Origin of the sequence: Brachyspira alvinipulli ATCC 51933 (genome assembly GCF_000518245.1) — a bacterium.
GTDB classification, from domain to species: Bacteria; Spirochaetota; Brachyspiria; order Brachyspirales; family Brachyspiraceae; genus Brachyspira; species Brachyspira alvinipulli.
Window position 1 is genome coordinate 121,586 of sequence record NZ_JADF01000019.1, and the last position, 22,421, is coordinate 144,006.

Below are 22,421 nucleotides of genomic sequence, written 5' to 3' on the forward strand. Positions count from 1 at the left end.
CATTAATCAAGAAATTAATGTGGCAAAACAATTAAATACAAAATTAATGATAGCAACAGATACAAAAGAAACATTGTGGATAAATGTATTAACAGGAAATACTATTAAAGATAAAAATGGTCAAGATTTTAAATATTTATTTGATTATAAAGATACTAAACTATTTGATGTGATAAATAATATTATTCATTCTATAAACAGTGATAATGATAGAATATTACCTAAAAAATTAATTGATCCAACAGATTTATCTAAACAAATATGGCAGGATGTTTGGAGTGTTAGCGGCGCTACTCCTGAAAACTGTTTATATACTTTTGTAGAATTGTTTATTTTTAAATATTTGAGTGATTTGAATATATTAAAAGGTGATTTTAATTTTTATGAACTTTTAAAAAAATATAGCAAAAATGAAGAAAATTATGTTTTACAGCATTATGCAGATATTATAAGACCAAAAATAAAAGAATTATTTCCTGCTGGTATAGATAAAACAACTATTATTAATGGTACAATATTTGTTAGTAAAGAACAAAAAGCAATAGATGGATATGGTACTGTTTTTAGAAAAGTATTAGAAAAATTTAATAATTATGGAAAGTTAGAATATATAGATTATGATTTTAAAAGTAAACTTTTTGAAAGTTTTCTAAAAGAAAGTATTAGTAAAAAAAATTGGGGGCAATATTTTACTCCAATTAAAGTAGTAAGAGCTATAAATGAAATGGCTTATAGTGAATTAAGGGAAGGAATAGTTATATGTGATCCTGCCTGCGGAGTTGGCAAATTTCCTTTGGAGTTTATAAAAGAAAATATTAGGAAATTCTTTTTTATAAAAGATAATAAAATAGAGTGTAAAATTAAAATAGTTGGATTTGATAAGGGATTTGATAAAGATGAGCAAAAAACTATTATTTTAGCTAAAGCAAATATGCTTATTTATTTTTGTGATATTATAAAGGAAAACCCTGAATATACAAAAGAATTTGCAAATTTATTTAATGAAACATTTACACTAAAAACTAATTCTATATTAGGAACTTTATCAGAACCTATTGAAAATATGTATGATTTAATTTTAACAAATCCTCCATATGTTACAAGCGGAAGCAGTAATCTTAAAGAAGAAATATTAAAAGATATAAATCTTAAAAATTATTTTAAAATAAATTCTTTAGGTGTTGAAGGGCTTTTTATGGAATGGATTGTTAGAGCATTAAAGCCATCTGGTAAAGCATTTATCATATTGCCTGATGGTATTTTTAATAGAAAGTATGATAAAAATCTTAGAAAATTTATTTTAGATAACTGCTATATAGATGCCATTATATCATTACCTATAAAGACTTTTTTTACGACTCCTAAAAAAACATATATATTAGCTATAACTAAAAAAAATAATTTATCTGATATACAAACATCACCTGTATTTACTTATTTGTGCAGCGAAATAGGAGAAAGTAGAGATATAAACAGATTCGATATAGAACAAGATGATTTAAAAAAAGCTGTAAAATTGTTTAATTTATTTAATGGAAATAAAGAATATTTTTCAGAAATAAATTCAGATAATAGATGCAAAATACAGGATATTGCTAGATTTATAGATAATATTGAAACACAATGGATTATTGAAAAAGATTGGACAGAAACTGAAAAAGCTGAATTAGGAATAATAGAAAAAAATAAACCTATTTCTATATTTGATTTTTCAAATACGATAAATATGATAGTAGATAATGTAAAAGAACATCAGCAGTTAATAGATATGTATTCTCTAACTGAAACCTGTGAAATGACTGAAAAATATATAGGAGGTGAAACAGGTCTTTTTTTTATAGAAAAAGGTAATTCAAAATATACAAAAAAATATATGAATAAAAATAAAGGTGTATTTCCTGTATATTCCTCTAAAACAACAGATAAAGGCATAATTGATTATATAAACACTTATGATTATGATTGCGAATGTTTAACTTGGACTACAGATGGTACATATGTTGGTACAGTTTTTATTAGAAATGGCAAGTTTTCTATGACAACACATTGCGGAGCTTTATTTTTAAAAGATGAATTTAAAAATAAAATATCAATAAAGTATTTATACGCAATATTAAACAACATATTGCCATTACATAAAGTAGGCGAAGGTTCTAATAAAAGATTAGGAAAAGAACTTATAGAAAAAATAAAAATAAAAATACCAATTGATAATAATGGAAATTACGATATAATTAAGCAAGAAGAAATAGCAGAAAAATATTTGAAAATAGAAGAAATTAAAAAAAATATTATATCTGAACTTAACATTATAAATAATATCAGTGTTGATATAGGTTTAAAATAATTAAATAAATCTATACAGTTATATATATTATTTTTTTATTCAAAATTTCTTTACATGTTAAATTAATTATTTGGCTATATATTGTTTAATATAATTATTAATACTAAATTTTCCGAAAAGATGAAAATAATAAAACAGACAAAGAATAAATATCTTTTAATCTATTTTTATATATTCCTTTATTTTTTTGAAATTATAGTCAACTAATTTTATGTCGCCAATATCAAAAGTTTCAGGCTGTTTTGAATAAGTGTATATTATACATTTAAAATTCCAAGTTTCAAAACTAGCTAAATCATTTGTACCTACTGCATAAGCTCTTTTTTTACCTTCTGTATCAAAAATATCGAATTTCATTCCTAATTCAGGCAGAGGATAATCCATTTTATTTGAAACCATAACACTTAAATAAGCAGTGCCATTATTATCTGTCATAGGTAAAATATCTAAAGTTGTAAAATGTTCAGGTTCTACCATAATTCTATTCCATACTTCTCTTTTATAAGTTTCTGTATCATTATTATTATTATCATTATTATTAACGTATTCTTCTTTAGAAGGTAAATTGTTACTAATTAAAGATATAATTGCTAATATAACTATTATTAAAAAAATAAAACCTATAATTTTAGGAGGTGTTGTTTTACTTCTGCAGTGAGGGCAAACAGTAGCCCAATATTTTATTTCTTCCTTACATTTAGGGCAAACAGTAGCCCAATATTTTATTTCTTCCTTACATTTAGGGCATATTCTAGTTTCTTTTTTATTACTCATAATTAAATCCTAACTTTATTATTTAGCAGAATTATAAAATATATTTTTATTTTGTAAACATCTTATAGTATCTATTTTTTGTATACATTGTTCGGAGCGTGAAATTAGTTCATAATTCATTTATGAAAAAGAGCATTTACACAGAAGAAGAACTTATAGAAAAAATAAAAAAAATTGATGAAGAAATAGAAAAACAGATGAGTATGTTTGAATACGATGTCGGAGACGGACAGGGTAATCAAAAAGTAAAATACCGCTCTTTAGATGAATTAAGAAATTATAAAAAAGATTTAGAAAAGCAGTTAGAAGAATTAAATCCTGAATATGCAAGAACAAAGTTCTACTCTATAAGGGGAAATATAGGAAACCGAAGGGGGACTGTAGAATGATAAATGCAGGAGAAGCAAAAAAAATAAAATTAAGTATTTTTACAAAGTGTAGATTTGTTATTTATTTGTTTTTGCTTAATTGCTATATCGTAAAAAATTCAAGCAAGGGTAAGTATAATTTAGAATTTAAAGAATATTTTTTAATGAGAATATTCTTTAGGAAATGGGATATTAACAATATAGAAAAATTATTAATAAATAAAGGTTATAGACTAACCTTAGTAAATGGAAAAAGAGGCATAACTTGGGAATAATAAAAGATTTTTTAGGTATAGTAAGAGATATTAAATCTATTAATTCTTTGTCTTCCAAAGAAGAATTAAATAATAATGCCTATTTTTATACAGGTATTAATTATCGTTCGGTAGGTGCTAAGATAGAATATGGACTTAGCGATCTTACTTATGAACATTTTGATAGAGAAATACTTGTAAGAAGAAGCAGACAGACAGAATTTGATTCTCCTCATTATAGGGCTTTAGTTTATTGGCTTGCTACTTACGTTATAGGAAGCGGCTTAAATATAAGTATTACTCCTAATTGGGATATTTTAGAAATTACTGATATAAAAGAAAGAGAAAAATATCAAAAAACTATAGAACATAGAGTAAATAATATATTAAAAAGTAAAGAAGTCGATTTTTTAGAACATTCTCATACAGGTCAGTTATTCAGAGAAATATTCAAAACATTTATTGTAGACGGTGAAGTTTTTATACAGGTTATATATGACCATAAAACTAAAATAAATGAATTCAAATTAAATCCTGTCAAATTAAGAGTAATACCTACAGAATGTATTTACGGATTAGTTAATGAAAGTAAAGACGGAATAAAACAGGATAGATATGGAAGGGATATTGGATATTATATAGCAGTATATGATGTTGATGACACTTCAAGCTATTCTATACATCCGAATAGATTGAAATTTAAAAGAGTTTATTATCCTAAATATACAGCAAACGGACAGATACAAATAATACATTTAGCAAATAGAAATAGAATATTAGATACAAGAGGAATACCAAGAGCAACAAGTTTATTTCACGAGTTTACTAAAATGAATCAGTCTATAATAGCAGAATTAGAAACTCAGCAATTAAATAGTCAAATATTCGGAGTTGTAGAAAGAGATGTAAGAACAGAAAATTATTCTGATTATGATGTTGCAGGAGCTATAAATAGAGAAACTAAAGATGTACCTAAAACCGATTTAAGCGTTTGGAATACTACAGGAATAATATTAAATCATTTAGAAGCTGGAGAAAAATTAAAACAAATAGGTTCAGACAGACCTAATTTGAATATAACTTCATTTATAAAAGAAGTATTGATTCCAACTTGCTCAAGTTTCGGAATACCGGAAGAAGTTTTAAGAGCTTCTTATAACTCTAATTATTCGGCTTCAAGAGCAGCTATAGAACAGATGTGGAAAACAGTATTACAGGATAGAAACGATTTTATTTATAATTTTGCTAGTCCTTATTATAAAACTTTAATAACAGAACTCGTTTACAGCGGAGATTTAGATTTGCCTTATTTTCTTGAAGATAGTAATAAAAGACTTGCTTGGCTTAATCATACTTGGACAGGAAGTGCAATACCTAATTTAGATCCATTAAAAGAAGTAAATGCTTTAGTTACAGCTATAGATAACGGCTTAATATCAAGAAGCGAAGCATCAAACAGACTTTATGGAAATAACTTCAAAAATAATGCTGCTAACTTATCAGAAGAAAACAGGATTGCTAAAGATTTAAATATTAATTTAGGAACTCAAAATAATAATACTGTAGGAGAAAAAAATGATGCTGCTTGAAAATATGTTTGCTAATCAGTATTTAGAAAATAAGAGATTAAATATAGAAGGAAACACTTTTGAAATTAATAATAATGTAGCAGTAATAAAAGTATTTGGAGTAATGTTTCCATATATGTTTTCTGATTCTATAGGAACTTTATTCAATATAGTTGATAAGATTAAAGCGGATAAAAATATAAAAGGCACAGTTTTTTATATAGATTCACCGGGCGGAAGCGTATACAGAAATACAGAAATTTATAAAGCGGTATCAGAATTAAATAATACTATTGCTGTTGTTGATAATTGCTGCTGTTCTGCTGCCTATTGGCTAGCAAGTGCCTGCGATAAAATTATAGCAACTTCAGAATTAGCATATTTCGGAAGCATAGGAGTATTAACAAGCAGATATTATGATAATGATAACATAGTTCTTACTAATAGAGAGAGTAAAGATAAATATTTAGATTTAAGAGATGCAGAAGACAGAACTAAAACTCAAAATATGCTTGATGATATTTACTCAATTTTTCTAAGAGATGTTACAAAAAAAAGAGATATAGATAAAGAGGCATTAAAAGGCGGAACTTTTAGGAGCAATGAGGCTTTAAGATCAGGCTTTCACTGAATTCAAAAAAGAATTCCCTAATATGAAAGAAATAGCCAGAACTGGTACAGTAGAATCTCCTTTCTCTGTAAAAAATGCTGAGCAAGTAAAAGCTACTTTAAAATCTAATCCTCAAATAAATGCTTATTTTGCACCTTATGATGAATTTGCTAAAGGTGTTGTTCTTGCTTTAGATGAAGAGGGATTAAATGAATCAAGAAGAATTATTGAAAGCTATAGGCGAAACTGTTTCTAATGCTGTAAATCCATTAAAAGCACAAATAGAAGATGTGAAAAAAGATATGGAAGATATTAAAGCAGAAAACAGTTCTTTAAAAAATAGTCAGGAAGAATTAAAAAAAGAAAATGATTTATTAAAAGTACAGCTTGAAGAAGAAAGAAATAAAAATAAAGAGCAGTCAATAGCAAAAGCTAAATTGGAAGAATTGGCAGCAAGAAACACTGATGCTGTAAATCCTGATATTTCAAGCAAAGTGAACAGTGAAGAAAAAAAAGAAGAAGAAAAGGACACTGTTTTAGAGGCTATGATAAAAAACGCTGCTGAAAAAAGAACTTTCAAATTAAATAAGGAGGGAAAAAATGCCTAATTTTAGAACACAGAGAACAGCAGATTTACTTGCAGGAGAATATACTACAGCAAGATTAACATTAGCAGAGGCTTCAAGTGCCAAATATGTTAAAGGCACAGTATTGGTAGCAGATGATACAACAGGCAAATTAGTAGTATTTTCAAGCGATTTAGCAGCAAAATCTAATTATGACTTGTATATACTTTTAGAAAATGAGGTTACTGCAGATAAAGATAAAACAGTTTCTGTAGTTTCAAGCGGAAAGATTAACGAAGGAAAAATAGTATTAAACAAAAGCGGAGATAAACTAACAACTGTTGTAAACGGCTGTCAAATATTAGGATGGCTTAATATTAAGTTCAATGTGGTTCATTTCCAAAACTTTGATAATTATTTGAAAGATTAATTTGTGTAAAATCAAAAAAGGAGAAAATAAATGGCTAGATTATCTAATTTTTATGGTTCAGTGTTTAATGGATTTGCGAAACTTGGTAAAATGTATGATCAAGGTGAGCATATTCCTAAATTTATATCTCATTTTTATGATATGTTTAAAAAATCAAGCATCAATAGAAATTATAACGGCAATGTTATAGATTTATCAACTAAACTTAGAGTAAAAAGAATGTCTGATTATTCCAAAACAAGAGAGGAAATACCAGACCCTTTTAATCTTGGTTCAGAAACTATAGAATCTTACACTTTACCTGATATAAAAGAAACTTTTATATTAACTCCAGAAATTCTTGAAAAAAGATTAGCTAAAGAACCTTACTATTATCAAGAAGAGCATGTAGCAGGAATTGTCTTACAGGAAGCCTTATCTGATGCCATAGAAGCTATAAGCAGAAGAAATGAAAAATCTGCTATAGAAGCTCTTACTACAGGTAAAATAACTACTAAAGATGATACTGAAATATTGAGTTTTCCTAGTACGGCAACTCATATAACAACACCTGCTCACACTTGGGGTACTGCTGATGCTGACCCTATGAAAGATTTAGTTACTATGTGCGATTTGTTATATAAAGACGGAGGGGTAAATACTTTTGATGCTAGCGGGTTGAAAACAGCTTCAAAGGAATTATTCCCTAGTAAAGATGTATTGTTAATTGCTAAATATGCTCCTTTACAATTAGGTTTGGGAAAACCTGCCGTGCTTAAACCTCAGGCTAATGCTAATTATCAGTATATAGATTTAGGAGAATATGTTGTAACTATTGAAAGCAGAAAAACAGATATAGAAATGGTGGTTTGGTATTGCGGAGCACCTCTAATAAATTCTATGGACAGAATAGGAACAATAAAAGCAGTAGCATAATTTAAGGGGGATAATAATGTCAAAATATATAGTAGGACAAAACTCTATAATGGATAGCCGTAATTCTGCTTCTCCTAGAATGTTTACAGAAGGGCAAGAAATACCTGAAGATATTATAGAGACTTATAAAAAAAGTGATGTGTTAGATATACTTCTTAAAGATGGAAGAATCAAAGAAGTAAAGGAAGATAAAGAAGAAAATCAGGAAGAAAACAAAGAACAGAGTCAAGAAACAGGTAAAGAAGAAAGCCAACAAGAAAATACAGAGCAGAATCAGGAAGCAGGCAAAGAAGAAAGCCAACAAGAAAATACAGAGCAGAATCAGGAAGTAGACAAAGAAGAAAGCCAACAAGCAGAGCAAAAATCTGCTAAACAAACTAAAACAAAAAAATAATTTTTAAGAGGCGGTAATTAAATTATATGGCAGATATAGAAAAAAAGGATTTAAGTTTAATAGAGAGAGTTAATAAAGATTTATCTCATATAATGAACGAAAATACTTTAGTTACTTTTACAGATACTGCTGATAGAGAAAAATTGCCTATTACAATAAAAGCAATAGTTAATAAAAAAGCTCTTAATTACACGCCTCTTGAAAATGTGCTTATAAATGCTCCTGAACATCGTATTACTGTAAGAAAAGATGATTTTACATTAAACCCTAAAGATTTTGATAAGGTAGAAGTATCTTGGATAAATGCGAGCGGTGAAAAAATGATAGGATTTATTTCTGAAAACTATCCTTCAGATACGATGTCTACAATAATATTTGTTATAAAGATTGGAATAGAAAAAAGGATATAAAATGGTAAGTTTGAAATTAGAAGTACCAATATTTAATTTGTTGGAAAATTATTATATAAAAGTATTAAATGCTTTTTCTGATACACTTAAAGAAAAAGATAGACCTTTTATATTTAATGCTAGCCGTCCTAGTAATTTAATGAATAAGCTAGATAAATACCCTGCTGTCATATCATTATATATGAATGAGATTGAAAGGAGCAAAATAGGAAATACTAATCAGTATAAACAAGATACTTTAATATTCATAGCAGATATTTATACGGCTTATAAAAAAGAAAATGAATATATAAAAGCAGATAATCAAGATGAATTATCTTATAAAGTTGGGTTAATGTATTCTAATTGGGTAAGAAGTGCTTTACAGGATTATAAAACAAAAAATCCTACTGTAACAACAAGCGATAATAGACAAATACCTTTTACATCTAATTTCAGATGGATTAAATGTGAAAACCTTTTAGACCCTAATGAGTTTGAAATATCGGTTGCTTGTCAAAGGCAGTATTTTACAGTTGATGTGCCTTATTATCCTACTGACTCTAATAATTATATAGAATTAAAAGAAGTATTATCAAATATAAATATAGCTAGTTTAATGATTAAAGATTAAATGAGATTATTATGGGAAGTTTAACTAATACAAGTAAAGCTAAAATTGTAGCAGTAGATACAAATAATAAAGACCCTAATTTAAGTATATCAGAAATACCTAGAAAGTTATTGCTTATAGGAAGTGCTTCTACTGATGCTACATGTAAGAAAGATACACCTATAAAAATTAAAGGTAAAAAAATTATAGATTCATTCGGTATAGGTTCTGCTTTATATCAAATGATTAATGGGGTAAATAACAGCAGTAATAATGCTTTTGAATTATATGCGGCTGCTATTTCTGAAGATTTAAGTGCTGCTGCTTCTACCGCTGATATAACAGTTACAGGCGAAGCATCATCTAACGGTACACTTTCTATCTATATAGGAGGCGAAAAAGTATCTGTAGTAGTAAAAACAGGAGAAAATGCTGATACTATACATGCTAATATTATAAAAGCTATCACTGCTCAAGTAAGTTTGCCTGTAAAAGCGGCAGACGGTACAAATAAAGTTACTCTCATATCAAAATGGAAAGGAACTTCCGCTAATTCTATAACATTAGCACAAAATCTTACGGAGAATGAGCTTTCAAATAATCCTCAAGGTATTACTGTAGCTTTAGGAACTTTCTCAGGCGGTGCTGGCGATGTTTCTCTTACTGCATTGCTAACTAATTTAGGAAGCGAACATTATACATGCATAGCAACTGCTTTTACTGATAAAACTAATTTAGATTTGCTTATGAACAGAGCCGAAGAATTATTTTCAGAAACAGAAAATAAAGGCTTTTATGCTATAGGCGGATTTAATAGTCAAAAATCAGATTATATGTCTTTTATAGAAGGCAGAAACGATAAATATTTCTGTGCTTTTTGGGCAGAGAAATCTCCTACACCTACATATATGATAGCAGCTCTTACAGCTAGAACTATAGAAAATAATCTAGCAGTAAGTACAGCAACACAATTAGACGGAGCTATAGACGGCATATTACAAGGTGTATCTCCATATAGAAATTATGATGCTAAAGATGAAATAGTTTCTGCTGGAGGCTGTACTGTAATATACAATGAATTTGGAGAAGTTTTATTTGAAAATACTAGAACTACTTTTAAAAAGGCTGATGACGGTTCTGAAAGTGCTGCTTTTTCTTTTATACAAACTATAGCAAAAATACAGCTTATTCAGTATGAATTAAAAACTACATTCTCAAAAGCACCATATTATAAGGCTGTACTAGTAAGCGATGAATCTACACCAAGTCCTGATGTGAATGCTGTTAAACCTATAACAGCAAAAGCAGATGTAATAACATTGATTAGAAGCTGGGAAAGCAGAGGACTTTTAAATAATGCTTCATCTTCAATAGATGGATTAAGTGCTAATATTGATACATCAGCAGCAGGTAAATTGCTTGTATCTATGCTTCTTTATTTTACAAGTCCGCTTAATCAGATTGAGTTTAAGATTGATTGGACTTTACAATTATAAAATATAGTGATAAGGGGGAATTATGAATACACAAGTTATAAGAGCAGGAGATATTCAGGAATTAACTATAGATAATGTAGCATATCCTGTTCCTGAAGATACTGACTGCGAAATAGTATTTACTGCAGATGATAGAACAGCTATGGTTAATGAAGTTACAAACTGTACAGCAAATACTATTATAGTTTATGGAAAGAAACAAAAAGCAGGTATATACGGCATAACTTTAGCTATGAGAGAAGATTTAATGACGCATTTTGCTAATATGAGAGATTCAGGAAATGCATATCCTGTTTTACTTACATTGGCGAGCGGTACAAGTTTTTACGGAGAGTTAGCCGTAGCAAATGAATATAAAATGAAAACTAAAGATCATACAGGAACTGTTGATTTATTAGGGTTAAAATTTGAAAAAATGTAGTTTTCTAGGAATATAATATGATTGTTGTACATGCTGGAGATATAGTTAATCTTTCTATAGCACATTATGATATTGCTGTAAAAACAGGAAGCAGCTGCGAAATTATACCTACAATAAGTAAATATCCTATAGAAAATAAAACTGTATCTGATTTAGGAGTAAGAAATTTTCCTGTTTCAGATATAGTTACAGCAGGTTTTAATAATCTTGAAGTTGTGCTTACTCCGAAAACAGAGAGAATACTTCAGCTAATATTAGATTATAAAATGACAGTTCATGTTATTTTAGAAATAGCAGGAGATTTAGCATATATGGGAGATTTATATATGGTTGGAGGTTTACAAACAGATGCTATGGAGAGAACGGCAAAAATATCAATGGCAGGAGATAGCTTTATTTTAATGGAAAAAAAGAATACTTTGCTTGATAAAATAAATCAGGCGGTAAATAAATATTTTTAATTATAACAACAATAGCCGTAAAAAAATTGCCCTTTGGGTTGCAATTTATTGTATATAGCCTATTGCTTACAGCACGCAAAGCGAGCAATTTTTTTCGGCGTAACAACAATAGGAGTTTATTATGGATTTAGTAATGGAAAAAGAAGCAGCGATAAAAGAATTAGGAGAATTTTATAATGAATTATATGGAGATGAATTAATTTATGATGAAATTAATTCTCAAAATAAATTAATTATAGATAGAATATTAGACGGCCTTACGAAAGGTTTTGTTATCATTTCTAAAAATGATAATGGAGATAATTTTTTCAAGATAAAATTAAAATCTAAATATAGTTACGGAACATCAGAAATTGAAGAATTAGATTTATTTGAACCTTTGGCTAAAGATTTAAACAGTATAAAAATTGATAGAGAAACTATAGCACCATTTCAGACTAATAATGAACTTGTAAAAAAATGTATATCATTAAAATATCAAGGACTTATTGATAAGCTCAAAGTAAGAGAATTACATTATTTAACTGCTGCTACTTTATTTTTAGCAGGGCATTTAAATAGTAATATACCCAGTTAAAGAATTGAGTTCTATATCAAAATCTCAGGCTATTATAGCTAAGACTTTCCATTTTTCTTATAGAGAAATAAAAAGTATGACTAGAAGCGAAATAGAAGAATGTCTGAGATGGGCTAATTATATTGGCGAGGAAGAAAAAAAAGCTATAGAAAAAGCAAAAGCAGAAAAATAAATAAGGATTTTTTAATGGCAATAGGAAGCGATATATTAAATGTAGCTGTTGTGTTCTCTGCTATAGATAGGCTTACAAGACCTATAAGCAGAATGACTACAGGGATGAATAAACTTCAGCAAAGTATTTATTATGCTGATAGATATATGCAGGATATGTTTATAAAAACTTCTATAGCAGCTACAGGTATTATTGCTGTTACAAAACAAATGGTAGATGCTTTTGCTTGGACAGAAACTGCTTTAGCTAATATGACAACTGCTTTGAATGGAGATATAGAAAAAGCTGATAATTTGCTTACTCAAATAAGAGATATGGCGGCAAACAGTCCTCTTACAGCAAAACCTTTAGTTAATTCTGCTAATGTTCTTTTGTCTTATGGTATAGAAGAAGATAAAATAATGGAAACATTACAAAGGCTTGGAGATTTATCAAAAGGAAGAGATGATGTTTTACAATCTTTAGCTATGGGATACGGCAGGATAGTTGCAGAAAACAGAGTAACTAGAGATCATTTAGACAGATTTGTTTTCAAAGGTAATATAGATATTTATGGAGCTTTGGCAAAAACTATGGGAATATCAAAAGATGCTTTAGCTAAAGAAATGCAGGCAGGAAGAGTAACAGGAGAACATCTTATAGCCGCTGTAAATAATCTAACCGATAAAGGCGGCGAGTTTTATAAAGCTATGGAAAAACTTACAGCAACATTTGAAGGACAAACCCAACAGTTTACTGAAAAACTTGATTTAGTTCTCGGAAGTATAGGGCAAACTATAACCCCATTTCTAACAAGGAGTTTAATGGTAGGATTTAATCCATTATTAGAAGTAATGCGTGGAAAAATAAATTCTTATTTAGCCCCTAAGGTAGAATATTTTAGAAAGGAGAATGGGGATATAGATAAGGTGAGAAATAGGACGGATATAAGCGATAGTGATAAAGCAATGATTATACAGCAGCTTGAATTAGGAAATATAGTCAAGCATGTAGTAGATACAAAAGCAACAGAAAAAATATGGCTTGCCTTTAATAAAATATTAGATGTTTTAATTCCTAAAAATTGGGATTGGCTTGATAAAATATTAATAAATTTAGAAAATGGTTCATCTCTTTTTTATGATTTTATAGATGTTATAGTAGCTTTTATAAATGGTATAAAATTTGCTTTTAAATTCTTTTCATTGATAGTTACTATGCTTAAACCTTTTAAGAGTATTATAGGATTTTTAGCAGGTATGATTGTATTTTTTGCTCCGCTTGCTTTTATATTCGTAAAAATAGCTTCGCTTGGTTCAGGTTTATTATCTGTATTTAGCGGAATATGGCAATTTTTATCTCAATTTCAATTTATTCAAAACATAATAGCTAGTTTTAAGAACTTTGGAATTTTAGCAACAATAAAGAGCTGGTTTTTAGGTATATTTACCGCTGTAAAAGGAGCATTAACAGCTATTGCTGGAACTACTATAGGAACTATTGGTTTAGTTGTAGCAGCTGTTGCTGCTTTATCGTTAGTATTCGGACAATTATATAAAAGGTTTGAGTGGTTTAGAAATATTATAAATGGATATTTAGGTTTTTTATATAATATAGCTGATAGATTAAAAGAATTAGGCGGATTATTCTCTTGGATTGGTACAGCTATACAAAATTTTGCTAATGTATTAAGGGCATTTTTTCAAGGTGATTTATTAGGTATATTAATAGCATTAGGAAAATTAATTCTTGATTTCTTTTTAAATATATTTTATGTGATTACGGGTCTTGTAGGTCATTTGCTTAGTTTTTTAATAGATAAAATAAAAAGTTTTTTACCTAAAGAATTAGTAGATTTTATAGAAGGCTTTTTTGGCAAAGTAACAGGTTTTTCTGAAGGCATACAAAAAGAACTTGATAGAAGAGCAGGACTTCAGGAAGAAAAGAAAAAAGAAGAACAAAAAGAAAAAGAAGAATTAAAAAATAGCATGAGTATTTCTGTAAATAATAATAATGTTATAAATACAAATGATCCTTATACTTCAGTAGAATCAGAAACTTATTTTGTGCCTAATGTAGGAAAATTGCCTAACGGAGTTATTTTACAATGAGTATATTAGATAAATTAAAGCCATGTTCTTTTCAGCCTCCCGAAGCAGGAAAAGATAGTAATGGAAAAGATTTAAAAGAAATTACAGGTCTTATTATAGATGAAGGTAATTTTTCTTTTAAGAGAAAAGTTACTATTGATACAGTAAATAATATTACTTATGCTCAAGATAATGGTAAAGAAGCTACAAAAATAATATGTAATTTTTTATTTTTTGATAATAAAAAAAGTGTTTTAGAAAGTCAGGAATTATTAGAAAAATTATTAAATAACCCTGATTCTGCTCAAGATGTTGATGAAACTGCTACTTGCTATGAACAGGCTTATTTATTTAGAGAATTATTATTACAAAAGCCTACAGAAGCAAAACCTGCTATATTGAATCATCCATTATATCCTAAACCATTAAAAGTTGTAGTTACTGATGTAAAGGAAATTGTAGGTTTTTCTAAAGATATAGGTATGGCAAAACTTACTGTAACTTTTGTAGTAGTAGACAGATACGGAGTAGCTCCTCAAGGAGGATTAAATAAAGATTCTGTAGAGGGACAAAACTCTGTAACTATAAGAAGTTTATTAGAGCAAATATGTCCTTTATGTTATGAAAAAGTATATGGTAAAAAAGATATAATGTCGGTAGCTAATCAAGCAGGTATTAATGGTGCTGTTCAGCAAAATTAAGGATAATAAAAATGAATATTAATAAAAATCAATGTTCAGGATTAGGCGGCTGTCCTGATGCTAATACTAATTATCAAGCTCTTATATTAAAAGAAGATTTGAATGTTTTTACCGAAGTTATGAATAATATTATTAATGCTGCTAATTTAGTTAATGATGTATCTTCTATTATACAAAATGAAATAAATCAGGCATTAAATGATTATATAACTAAACCTTTGGATGCTGTTATAGCAATAAATAGAGTATTAAAAATACCTGCTCAATTATCTTTAAATATAGCTAATAAGGTTAATGGATATGCTGTATTAATAGATGCTATAATAGAAAATAATGCTTTTAATTATTCAGAGAAAGCAATAAAAGAATCTTTTTTGATAATGTCAGGTGCTTCAATGACTGTATGTGTTGCTTATGGTGAATTAAAAGACAAAGAACAGTCATTGTATGTTGAAAATAGATTATTAGAATATGAAAATAAAATATTAACAAGTCTTGAAACTATAGAAGGAATCATTGGAGCTGACCCTATAGAAAATTATAAGGCTGGAGAAGAATATGTAATAAATACAGCTGCTAAAAATGAATTAATAAAGTCTTTTGATTTATCAAGGCAGTATTTAATACAGAATATAAGCGAACTTCCAATAAAAATGGAATATACATTAAAAAAAAATAGAAATATGTTGGATATTGTTTCTGAACTTTATAATAATGTAGATGATGAAACTATAAATAAATTTATTTCTGATAATAATATTACAGGTAATGATATTCTTATGATGAATAAAGGGAGAGTATTGTATTATTATAAATGATTAAACTAACTATTAATAATAAAGAAATAGCAGCTTTTAATTCACTAGAATTAAATTATGATTTAAAATCAATATCTAATAATATAAATATTAATATGCCTTATGGTGAAAATTTAGATGATATTTTTAATTCATTTATATATCAAAAATGTAATGTCAATTTTAATAATACTCTTTTATTTGACGGTATAATAGAAAATTGGTAATCTCTCACTAATAAAGATAATTATATTTTTCAAGGAAGAACTTTATCATCTTGCTTTTGTAACGATTCTATAAAAATGAATGATTATATTTATAAAGAAGTAAGTATAGGTCATGTTTTAAATACTGTTTGTTCACAGCATAATTTAAAAACTAAACAGCAGATAGGAGATACTAAAAAATTATCATATATGCAGTTTATGCATAATGAAAGTTTTTTTAATCAAATAATGAGGCAGCTTTCAAGAACTTCTATAAATGGTTTTGTTCCTTTAATTAATACTAATTTTAATTCAGAAATAGAATTAGGGAAAAATATATCTAGTATAAATACAAATCCTGTTCTTACTTTAAATACTGATAATGTTTTTGATGCTAAAATTCATTTAAGAGGCGAAGTTCGTAAAAGTGAATATATAAGATATGGTCAGAGTATAGAAAATGTAAATATATCTTATAATATAAAAGATTCTGATATTAATAATTATATAACAAAGATAGATGTTAAATATTGTATAGGTGAAACTATAGAAGAATTAAAAAATATAGCAAGCAGAGATAGAGCCTATGACAGGATGCTGTCATCTCAAATATTTATAAATTATAAAAGCTGGTTTGATGATAATAATAATATTTTAGATGTAGGGAAAATAGTATCTTTAGAACTTCCTAAAAAGTTTTTGTTAGAAAGAAAAAGATATATAATAGAAACATTGAGTTTAATATATACTTCTAAACACGGATATTTTTCTATTATAAAATTATGTCCTGAAAATACTTTTAATGTAGGATAAAATTATGGGAATATTTGCTAAATTAGTTTCTAATATTTTTAAGAAGAAGGATAAGCCTTTTGTAAAAGTAGAAAGCATAGGCAATACTATATCTGAGGTTCAAATATTACAGCCTTCTAATTTTACTTCTGTGCCTATTAATAATTCAAAAGGCTATATGTCTGTGATAAATACTAATTATAAAGTAATAATAGCTTTTGAAGATACTGCTGATTTATCTTTGAAAGCTGGAGAATGTGCTGTTTATTCTACAGATGATAACGGACAGATAAAAGCAAAAATAAAATTATTAAAAGACGGAATTATAGAACTTGAGGGTGAAAAAATAAAATTAAACGGAGAAAATAAGTCTTTTGTTACTTATGCTGAACTTGATTTAGGTTTACAGCAATTATGGACAGCAATAAAAAATCATACTCATACTTATACAGCTCCTCCAAGTCCTACAGTTTTAGAAACATCTCCCTCTATAGCATTATCTACAGTTAATTTAGATATTTCAAATAGTGAAACTCAGACAATAAAAACAGGCGGATAATATTATAAATCTATTTCAATTTTTATATCATCAATACATCCTTTATCATCATACATTGTATCTATTATGGCTTCATCTAAATACCAATCTCCGCATATAGCATCACATTTAGGACATCCGAAAGACATATACTCTTCATCTCTAGTTTTACTATACCTTAATTTTATTTCTCCAAAGTTTAATATATTGTTATTGTTTTTATTCCATTCTTTTATTTTTGATATAACTTTTTCATTAAATATAAGTTTATTATCTTCTAAAATATTTTTATTATTTGATATAAGATAATATATATTATAGCTTTCCATACATTTCCAACAATCAATTTCTAAAAATCTTATTTTTAATTCTTTTTTCATATTTATTCCTTTTTTATAAAATTATAAAAATAAATAAATGTTATGTCAATTATATACATTGTTCGGAGCGTAAAATTAATTCATAATTCTAATAAGAATATTAATAAGGTTATTAGATGGCTGATAATAGACCGAAATATAATTTTGGAGATATTTTATTAGAAATATCAGAAAATGGTTCTGATATAATAATTTTACCAAATTCTTTCGCCTGCGATCCTACATTAGGTATGAGTGCTAATGTTACAATATTCAGTGAAAAAGATTGGTGGGGAAATTATATTATTGGAGATGAAAATAAAATCGGTTCTGACATAGAAACAGTTACTGAGATTTCTTCAAGCGGCAGAAAAAAAATGGAATCTATACTTACTGAATCTTTACAGTATCTAGTAGAACAAAATTATGCTGCTGAAGTAAAAATAAAAACAGTTATTACTAATGATATGAAATATGATAATAGTATATCTATTATCAAAAAAGATGGCACTAAGGATGATATGTATTGGAGGTATAGTGTATGAAGCAAATACCTACTGTAAAAGAAATAAAAAATAATATGCTTTCCTCTGTTAATACTGAAATTTATTCAAATAAAGCTGATAGTGTGATGCTTGAGAGAAGCGTATGGAATATATTGTTTATTGCCATAGCTGGTGTTTTTAGAAGTTTATACGAATATGCCCGTTATCAATATAGACAAATTTTTACAGCTACTGCTGATTTGGCTTCATTAGAACTAAGAGGACAGCAGTATGGTATTTTTAGAAAAAAAGGTACATATACTACAATTTTAATAAAAATTACAGGTAAAGCAGGCGTTTCAATACCTCAGAATACTCAATTAATAAAGGATAATTTTATTTATCTGACTAATATAAAAGTAGATTTAGATGTCGGAGGTGAGGCAGAAGTAGAAGCTGCTGCTAGCATTATAGGAGATTCTACTGTTTTACAGCCTGATGATATTTTAGATTTTGTAAGTCCTATAGCAGATGTTAATTCTTCTGCTGTCGTTTTAAAAACTATTGAAAATGGTGAAGATGATGAAGATATTGAATCTTTTAGAAATAGAATAGAAGTTTTTGAAAAGACTAGACCTCAGGGAGGGGCTGTTCCTGATTTTATACTTTGGACATTGGAAGTTCCTGAAATAGTTGGAGCTATGATTGTACCTGTTCAGAAAGTTAATGATCCTGTGAAAGTTTATCCTATAGCAGATGAAAAAACAGGAAGCAGAATACCAAGCGATGAAAAAATAACAGAAGTATTGAATTATGTGTCTGATGATGTAAGACGTCCGCCTTGTGTTATTGAGGTTTATAAACCTGAAGAATTATCTATAAATATTACAGTAAGAAATTTATCGCCTTATTCAGAGGCTTCTAAAAAGAGATTGGAAGATGTTTGGAATACATATTTGAGAAAAAAAAGACCTAAGCAATATACTAATCAGGAAGATGCTGATAATCTTATAAGTTCATCTACTTTAATATCAATGGCTTTATCAAGTGCTGAAATAAAAGATTTAGTTATAACTAATATGAGTATAGAAGAAAAACCTTCTGAGGCAATACCTTATACATTAAAATTAGGTGAATTAGCAAAATTAGGGACTGTAACTTATGAATAGTTTAGCTGATTTTTTTTATTCTATATTAGTATCCTTACTTCCTAAAGGTAAATTATGGAATTTTGGAGAAAATATAAGAAAGGTATTTAAAATAATATGTTTAGAGTTTGCCAAATTAAAAAAATACATTGACGGATTTGTGAGAGAAAGCATACCTTATACGGCAGAAGATACTATAAAAGAATGGCTTAATCAGTATGGAATAATTGATACAGGAGATGATATAAGCAATAAAAATTTGATAGCTATTAATGCTAATGCCTATGGTGCTAGCAATATAGCATATTTAGAAAATATATTAAAGGCTCGTTATCCTAAATTAGAAGTAAAATTTGATAGGATTACTTGGAGAAAAGTAGATATTTCAGGTCAACTTGATACACAAAATGAAGAATTACAATTAGTAGATTTTTTGGAAAAAACATATCCTGCTTATATAGTAAAGAATTTATTTGTAGATGTAGTTGAAGATTACGGACAGTTTTCTGTATGCGGAGATGCTATATGCGGTGCTGCTGTATGCGGATTTGCTATAGAAAATGAAGGATATATTGATTATGGAAGATATGGAGTTTGCGGTATAGGAGTTTCCGGTACAGCAAGAACAGGAAACTTTGATGATATTTTGAAAGAAGAAATAAATAAGAAATAAATAAAATAATAATTAAGGAGAATATATGAATATATTTAATCCTGATACTCAAGGATCAGATCCTCAGGGCAGATTTATAGATAGGAATGTTGCTGCTGGAATATTTGGTACTGTACTAAATGCTACAGTGTTTAATCAGATTGGAGATGAAAATGATAATTTAATTAAAGCGGCAGGGCTTACACCTAGCGATAAAGAAGTAAATCAATGGCTTAAAGCTATACAAAAATTATATGGAGATGCTGATACTGTATTAAAGGAAGAGTTGGTAAGAAAAATAGAAGCATTAACAGCTTCTGATATAGCTTTTGATGATTCTATTGGTATTAGTGCTTCAGATGTACAAAATGCTATAGTAGCATTACATACACTCATAAAAGAGTTAAAAGCTGATGAAGTATCTTTTGATGATTCTATTAGTTTAGGGGTTTCTAATGTTCAGGAATTAGGAGTTAAATTAAATGAAAAATTAAACACTGAAATTAATAACTTACAAACTCAAATAGATACTTTGACAATCGCTGACGGAGAAGAACATTATGCCGGATGGTATTATATAGACAGCAGCGGCGGAAGAAAAAAAGTATATTATATTGCTATCAATTTAAATAAGACTTATGGAAATGGGTATCATGTTTTAAAATCAAATATGACTTATGTTGATAAAGTTATAACATTAAATAAAATCGCAGGAAGTACAAGCGGATATTTAGGTGGCAAAATAACATCTCATCAGCAAGTAGTAGATATTACAAATTATGGTATAGAAGTTTACACATTAGCTTTTGATAATACAAAGAAGGAGTTGTCTATTTATATTAGTAGCTCACATGGTCATGGACAATGGATTAATCCTTATATTTATTTTGAATACACAAAAACAACTGACAGTTTAATTATATAGGAAGGTAATATGAAATATATTTTAATAGATGAAAATAATATTATAGTGGAAATGTATGAAACTAATGATATAGAAAAAATTAAAAAGCAAAAAATTTATAAACCTAATTATAGAATAGAACAGCAAAAAAATTATCACTTCAAAGGTTTAAATCTAAACCGTGTAGTTGAGAATCAAGTTTTATCAAATAAAGAAGCTATTGATAGAGGCTTAATAATATTAAAAGAAAATGAAGTTTTAATTAATGATAATATAGTAACTTTAGAGAAATCTCAAAAAGTTGTAGGTGATGAAATAGTTGAAAAAACAGCAGAAGAAAAACTAAATGACGGTTTAATAACTAAAGAAGAATACAACAGTATACAAAATGAGAAAAGACAAGCTAGTTATAAAAATGAAACTGATAATTTATTGCTTGACTTTATGAGCACGTATTTTGAAAATCATAGAAATGAGATGTCTGAAAGTGAATTAGAAATATGGAAAAGTATTGAAACTAAAAAGCAGGCCATAAAAGAAGAGTATCCAAAGCAAAATTAAATAAGTATAGCGAAAACGCCAGCTAGATAATTTATTATCTAGCTTCTTAAAGGCGAGTTTGAGCATAGCAATAATTAAAAGTATCCAAAACAAAGTTAAGGAGTTTTTTATGCTTACTAAAAATAAATTATTAGAAATTGGAATAGATGAAAAATGGTTAGAGCCTCTAAACAATGCTTTTAATAAATATGCTGTTACGGACATAAATGAAAAAGCAATGTTTTTAGCACAGACTACACATGAAAGCAATGATTATAAAAGACTTGAAGAGAGTTTTAATTATAAGCCTGAAAGATTATTTCAAGTGTTCAAAAAAAGAGTCGGGACTTTAGATAAAGCCAAAGAATTATGTTCTCAAGGTGCTGAAGCAATTGCCAATTTTGTTTATGGCGGACGCAAAGACTTGGGAAATAATAAAGATGAAGGCTACAAATTCAGAGGAAGAGGAATTATTCAGCTTACAGGAAAAAATAATTATAACTGCTACGGAAAAAAATTAAATATTGATTTAGTTAATAATCCTGATTTAGCAAAAGAACCTAACACAGCAATAGAAATAGCATTACTTTTTTGGAGAGAAAAGGAATGCGGATTATATGCTAAATTAGGAGATGTGAAAACGGTAACTAAACTCATAAACGGCGGTTACAATGGTTTAGCTGACAGACAGAAAAGATTTGAGAGAATACTAAAAATATTAGAAAGCTAAAAAAAGGATTAAAATGGATTTATACACTTTTATTTCAATAATGGCAGGGTTTCTAGCTTTTATTTTATTTTTAAGGTTTCTTTATTATATTTTTGGAAATGTTAAAGACAAGATGAAAGATATTAATATTGAAGCTAAGCATAAA

The 22,421-nt window shown here is 27.9% G+C and carries 31 protein-coding genes; 29 read left to right on the forward strand and 2 right to left on the reverse strand.

All coding sequences use genetic code 11. The annotated features are described in order from the left end of the window. The first annotated feature begins 19 nt into the window (after window positions 1-19). Window positions 20-2,347: an N-6 DNA methylase gene (locus T324_RS17855; RefSeq protein ID WP_156920138.1), complete on the forward strand. Its 2,328-nt coding sequence runs from the start codon at window positions 20-22 to the stop codon at window positions 2,345-2,347. Window positions 2,348-2,503: 156 nt separating this feature from the next. On the opposite strand, the gene T324_RS0102980 is transcribed toward T324_RS17855, so the two are convergent. Beyond that, on the reverse strand, window positions 2,504-3,121 hold the full coding sequence (locus T324_RS0102980; protein WP_028328897.1) for a hypothetical protein: 618 nt from the start codon (window positions 3,119-3,121) through the stop codon (window positions 2,504-2,506). Between the two features lie 98 nt (window positions 3,122-3,219). On the opposite strand from T324_RS0102980, the gene T324_RS0102985 reads away from it, so the two are divergent. From T324_RS0102985 to T324_RS0103090, 22 genes are all read left to right on the forward strand, one after another. Continuing rightward, window positions 3,220-3,510: a hypothetical protein gene (locus T324_RS0102985; RefSeq protein WP_156920139.1), complete on the forward strand. Its 291-nt coding sequence runs from the start codon at window positions 3,220-3,222 to the stop codon at window positions 3,508-3,510. Next, a complete protein-coding gene (locus T324_RS0102990; RefSeq protein WP_028328899.1) occupies window positions 3,507-3,764 on the forward strand; it encodes a hypothetical protein in 258 nt (85 codons plus the stop codon). The genes T324_RS0102985 and T324_RS0102990 overlap by 4 nt, the downstream gene beginning before the upstream one ends. Further along, window positions 3,755-5,332 carry a phage portal protein gene (locus T324_RS0102995; RefSeq protein WP_028328900.1) on the forward strand — a complete coding sequence of 526 codons (1,578 nt, stop codon included), beginning with the start codon at window positions 3,755-3,757 and terminating at the stop codon, window positions 5,330-5,332. The genes T324_RS0102990 and T324_RS0102995 overlap by 10 nt, the downstream gene beginning before the upstream one ends. Next, on the forward strand, window positions 5,319-5,942 hold the full coding sequence (locus T324_RS0103000; RefSeq protein ID WP_028328901.1) for a S49 family peptidase: 624 nt from the start codon (window positions 5,319-5,321) through the stop codon (window positions 5,940-5,942). Before T324_RS0102995 ends, T324_RS0103000 begins: the two co-directional genes overlap by 14 nt. Before the next feature lie 22 nt (window positions 5,943-5,964). Further along, a complete protein-coding gene (locus tag T324_RS0103005) occupies window positions 5,965-6,177 on the forward strand; it encodes a type 1 periplasmic-binding domain-containing protein (RefSeq protein ID WP_028328902.1) in 213 nt (70 codons plus the stop codon). Continuing rightward, entirely contained in the window at window positions 6,131-6,529 is a 399-nt protein-coding gene (locus T324_RS0103010; RefSeq protein WP_028328903.1) for a hypothetical protein, read from the forward strand. Before T324_RS0103005 ends, T324_RS0103010 begins: the two co-directional genes overlap by 47 nt. Continuing rightward, window positions 6,522-6,917: a hypothetical protein gene (locus T324_RS0103015; RefSeq protein ID WP_028328904.1), complete on the forward strand. Its 396-nt coding sequence runs from the start codon at window positions 6,522-6,524 to the stop codon at window positions 6,915-6,917. Before T324_RS0103010 ends, T324_RS0103015 begins: the two co-directional genes overlap by 8 nt. A gap of 30 nt (window positions 6,918-6,947) precedes the next feature. Then, a complete protein-coding gene (locus tag T324_RS0103020; RefSeq protein WP_028328905.1) occupies window positions 6,948-7,832 on the forward strand; it encodes a major capsid protein in 885 nt (294 codons plus the stop codon). A 16-nt stretch (window positions 7,833-7,848) separates the two neighbouring features. Further along, window positions 7,849-8,226 carry a hypothetical protein gene (locus T324_RS0103025; RefSeq protein WP_028328906.1) on the forward strand — a complete coding sequence of 126 codons (378 nt, stop codon included), beginning with the start codon at window positions 7,849-7,851 and terminating at the stop codon, window positions 8,224-8,226. Between the two features lie 26 nt (window positions 8,227-8,252). Further along, a complete protein-coding gene (locus tag T324_RS0103030; RefSeq protein ID WP_028328907.1) occupies window positions 8,253-8,636 on the forward strand; it encodes a hypothetical protein in 384 nt (127 codons plus the stop codon). 1 nt (window position 8,637) lies between these two features. Further along, entirely contained in the window at window positions 8,638-9,249 is a 612-nt protein-coding gene (locus T324_RS0103035) for a hypothetical protein (protein ID WP_028328908.1), read from the forward strand. 11 nt (window positions 9,250-9,260) lie between these two features. Then, window positions 9,261-10,724 carry a hypothetical protein gene (locus tag T324_RS0103040; protein WP_028328909.1) on the forward strand — a complete coding sequence of 488 codons (1,464 nt, stop codon included), beginning with the start codon at window positions 9,261-9,263 and terminating at the stop codon, window positions 10,722-10,724. Between the two features lie 22 nt (window positions 10,725-10,746). After that, a complete protein-coding gene (locus tag T324_RS0103045; RefSeq protein WP_028328910.1) occupies window positions 10,747-11,145 on the forward strand; it encodes a proton-conducting transporter membrane subunit in 399 nt (132 codons plus the stop codon). Window positions 11,146-11,162: 17 nt separating this feature from the next. Then, the gene (locus tag T324_RS0103050) at window positions 11,163-11,606 is read left to right on the forward strand and encodes a hypothetical protein (RefSeq protein ID WP_028328911.1); all 444 of its coding nucleotides are present in this window, start codon (window positions 11,163-11,165) and stop codon (window positions 11,604-11,606) included. Window positions 11,607-11,727: 121 nt separating this feature from the next. After that, entirely contained in the window at window positions 11,728-12,183 is a 456-nt protein-coding gene (locus T324_RS0103055) for a hypothetical protein (protein ID WP_028328912.1), read from the forward strand. A gap of 4 nt (window positions 12,184-12,187) precedes the next feature. Further along, window positions 12,188-12,355, forward strand: a complete 168-nt coding sequence (locus tag T324_RS18000) for a hypothetical protein (protein WP_156920140.1) — start codon at window positions 12,188-12,190, stop codon at window positions 12,353-12,355. A 14-nt stretch (window positions 12,356-12,369) separates the two neighbouring features. Beyond that, window positions 12,370-14,445 (forward strand): tape measure protein, encoded by a 2,076-nt coding sequence (locus tag T324_RS0103065; protein ID WP_028328913.1) that lies wholly within the window; start codon window positions 12,370-12,372, stop codon window positions 14,443-14,445. Further along, window positions 14,442-15,125, forward strand: a complete 684-nt coding sequence (locus T324_RS0103070; RefSeq protein WP_028328914.1) for a hypothetical protein — start codon at window positions 14,442-14,444, stop codon at window positions 15,123-15,125. The genes T324_RS0103065 and T324_RS0103070 overlap by 4 nt, the downstream gene beginning before the upstream one ends. 11 nt (window positions 15,126-15,136) lie before the next feature. Further along, the gene (locus T324_RS0103075) at window positions 15,137-15,943 is read left to right on the forward strand and encodes a hypothetical protein (protein ID WP_028328915.1); all 807 of its coding nucleotides are present in this window, start codon (window positions 15,137-15,139) and stop codon (window positions 15,941-15,943) included. Beyond that, complete coding sequence (locus T324_RS0103080) at window positions 15,940-16,149, forward strand: hypothetical protein (RefSeq protein WP_028328916.1); 210 nt, start codon at window positions 15,940-15,942, stop codon at window positions 16,147-16,149. Before T324_RS0103075 ends, T324_RS0103080 begins: the two co-directional genes overlap by 4 nt. A 75-nt stretch (window positions 16,150-16,224) precedes the next feature. Beyond that, the gene (locus T324_RS0103085; RefSeq protein WP_028328917.1) at window positions 16,225-16,941 is read left to right on the forward strand and encodes a hypothetical protein; all 717 of its coding nucleotides are present in this window, start codon (window positions 16,225-16,227) and stop codon (window positions 16,939-16,941) included. 4 nt (window positions 16,942-16,945) lie between these two features. Next, window positions 16,946-17,479 (forward strand): hypothetical protein, encoded by a 534-nt coding sequence (locus T324_RS0103090; RefSeq protein ID WP_028328918.1) that lies wholly within the window; start codon window positions 16,946-16,948, stop codon window positions 17,477-17,479. Window positions 17,480-17,481: 2 nt separating this feature from the next. Here the strand turns inward: T324_RS0103090 and T324_RS0103095 are convergent, their stop codons facing one another. Beyond that, on the reverse strand, window positions 17,482-17,838 hold the full coding sequence (locus T324_RS0103095) for a hypothetical protein (RefSeq protein WP_028328919.1): 357 nt from the start codon (window positions 17,836-17,838) through the stop codon (window positions 17,482-17,484). A gap of 116 nt (window positions 17,839-17,954) precedes the next feature. Here T324_RS0103095 and T324_RS0103100 point away from each other — a divergent pair, with 116 nt between their 5' ends. The 6 genes from T324_RS0103100 to T324_RS0103125 all read left to right on the forward strand — a co-directional run bounded on the left by T324_RS0103100 (window position 17,955) and on the right by T324_RS0103125 (window position 22,276). Beyond that, window positions 17,955-18,362, forward strand: a complete 408-nt coding sequence (locus tag T324_RS0103100) for a phage GP46 family protein (protein WP_028328920.1) — start codon at window positions 17,955-17,957, stop codon at window positions 18,360-18,362. After that, window positions 18,359-19,471: a baseplate J/gp47 family protein gene (locus T324_RS0103105; protein WP_028328921.1), complete on the forward strand. Its 1,113-nt coding sequence runs from the start codon at window positions 18,359-18,361 to the stop codon at window positions 19,469-19,471. The genes T324_RS0103100 and T324_RS0103105 overlap by 4 nt, the downstream gene beginning before the upstream one ends. Beyond that, window positions 19,464-20,123, forward strand: a complete 660-nt coding sequence (locus T324_RS0103110) for a DUF2313 domain-containing protein (protein ID WP_028328922.1) — start codon at window positions 19,464-19,466, stop codon at window positions 20,121-20,123. The genes T324_RS0103105 and T324_RS0103110 overlap by 8 nt, the downstream gene beginning before the upstream one ends. Before the next feature lie 25 nt (window positions 20,124-20,148). Further along, window positions 20,149-21,027: a hypothetical protein gene (locus T324_RS0103115; RefSeq protein WP_028328923.1), complete on the forward strand. Its 879-nt coding sequence runs from the start codon at window positions 20,149-20,151 to the stop codon at window positions 21,025-21,027. A 9-nt stretch (window positions 21,028-21,036) separates the two neighbouring features. Continuing rightward, window positions 21,037-21,567, forward strand: a complete 531-nt coding sequence (locus T324_RS0103120; protein ID WP_028328924.1) for a hypothetical protein — start codon at window positions 21,037-21,039, stop codon at window positions 21,565-21,567. Between the two features lie 109 nt (window positions 21,568-21,676). Beyond that, window positions 21,677-22,276, forward strand: a complete 600-nt coding sequence (locus tag T324_RS0103125; RefSeq protein WP_028328925.1) for a glycoside hydrolase family 19 protein — start codon at window positions 21,677-21,679, stop codon at window positions 22,274-22,276. The last annotated feature ends 145 nt before the right edge of the window (window positions 22,277-22,421 follow it).

Coding starts and splice junctions, on each gene's coding strand:
- T324_RS0103100 (WP_028328920.1), top strand. CDS start 17,955: ATGGCTGATAATAGACCGAAATATAATTTTGGAGATATTTTATTAGAA.
- T324_RS0103050 (WP_028328911.1), top strand. CDS start 11,163: ATGATTGTTGTACATGCTGGAGATATAGTTAATCTTTCTATAGCACAT.
- T324_RS0103080 (WP_028328916.1), top strand. CDS start 15,940: ATGATTAAACTAACTATTAATAATAAAGAAATAGCAGCTTTTAATTCA.
- T324_RS0103120 (WP_028328924.1), top strand. CDS start 21,037: ATGAAATATATTTTAATAGATGAAAATAATATTATAGTGGAAATGTAT.
- T324_RS0102980 (WP_028328897.1), bottom strand. CDS start 3,121: ATGAGTAATAAAAAAGAAACTAGAATATGCCCTAAATGTAAGGAAGAA.
- T324_RS0103010 (WP_028328903.1), top strand. CDS start 6,131: ATGAATCAAGAAGAATTATTGAAAGCTATAGGCGAAACTGTTTCTAAT.
- T324_RS0103055 (WP_028328912.1), top strand. CDS start 11,728: ATGGATTTAGTAATGGAAAAAGAAGCAGCGATAAAAGAATTAGGAGAA.
- T324_RS0103075 (WP_028328915.1), top strand. CDS start 15,137: ATGAATATTAATAAAAATCAATGTTCAGGATTAGGCGGCTGTCCTGAT.
- T324_RS0103040 (WP_028328909.1), top strand. CDS start 9,261: ATGGGAAGTTTAACTAATACAAGTAAAGCTAAAATTGTAGCAGTAGAT.
- T324_RS0103025 (WP_028328906.1), top strand. CDS start 7,849: ATGTCAAAATATATAGTAGGACAAAACTCTATAATGGATAGCCGTAAT.
- T324_RS0103005 (WP_028328902.1), top strand. CDS start 5,965: ATGAAAGAAATAGCCAGAACTGGTACAGTAGAATCTCCTTTCTCTGTA.
- T324_RS0103110 (WP_028328922.1), top strand. CDS start 19,464: ATGAATAGTTTAGCTGATTTTTTTTATTCTATATTAGTATCCTTACTT.
- T324_RS0103115 (WP_028328923.1), top strand. CDS start 20,149: ATGAATATATTTAATCCTGATACTCAAGGATCAGATCCTCAGGGCAGA.
- T324_RS0103095 (WP_028328919.1), bottom strand. CDS start 17,838: ATGAAAAAAGAATTAAAAATAAGATTTTTAGAAATTGATTGTTGGAAA.
- T324_RS0103125 (WP_028328925.1), top strand. CDS start 21,677: ATGCTTACTAAAAATAAATTATTAGAAATTGGAATAGATGAAAAATGG.
- T324_RS0103065 (WP_028328913.1), top strand. CDS start 12,370: ATGGCAATAGGAAGCGATATATTAAATGTAGCTGTTGTGTTCTCTGCT.
- T324_RS0103015 (WP_028328904.1), top strand. CDS start 6,522: ATGCCTAATTTTAGAACACAGAGAACAGCAGATTTACTTGCAGGAGAA.
- T324_RS0103020 (WP_028328905.1), top strand. CDS start 6,948: ATGGCTAGATTATCTAATTTTTATGGTTCAGTGTTTAATGGATTTGCG.
- T324_RS0103090 (WP_028328918.1), top strand. CDS start 16,946: ATGGGAATATTTGCTAAATTAGTTTCTAATATTTTTAAGAAGAAGGAT.
- T324_RS0103030 (WP_028328907.1), top strand. CDS start 8,253: ATGGCAGATATAGAAAAAAAGGATTTAAGTTTAATAGAGAGAGTTAAT.
- T324_RS0103000 (WP_028328901.1), top strand. CDS start 5,319: ATGATGCTGCTTGAAAATATGTTTGCTAATCAGTATTTAGAAAATAAG.
- T324_RS0103070 (WP_028328914.1), top strand. CDS start 14,442: ATGAGTATATTAGATAAATTAAAGCCATGTTCTTTTCAGCCTCCCGAA.
- T324_RS0103085 (WP_028328917.1), top strand. CDS start 16,225: ATGAATGATTATATTTATAAAGAAGTAAGTATAGGTCATGTTTTAAAT.
- T324_RS0103035 (WP_028328908.1), top strand. CDS start 8,638: ATGGTAAGTTTGAAATTAGAAGTACCAATATTTAATTTGTTGGAAAAT.
- T324_RS0103105 (WP_028328921.1), top strand. CDS start 18,359: ATGAAGCAAATACCTACTGTAAAAGAAATAAAAAATAATATGCTTTCC.
- T324_RS0103045 (WP_028328910.1), top strand. CDS start 10,747: ATGAATACACAAGTTATAAGAGCAGGAGATATTCAGGAATTAACTATA.
- T324_RS0102990 (WP_028328899.1), top strand. CDS start 3,507: ATGATAAATGCAGGAGAAGCAAAAAAAATAAAATTAAGTATTTTTACA.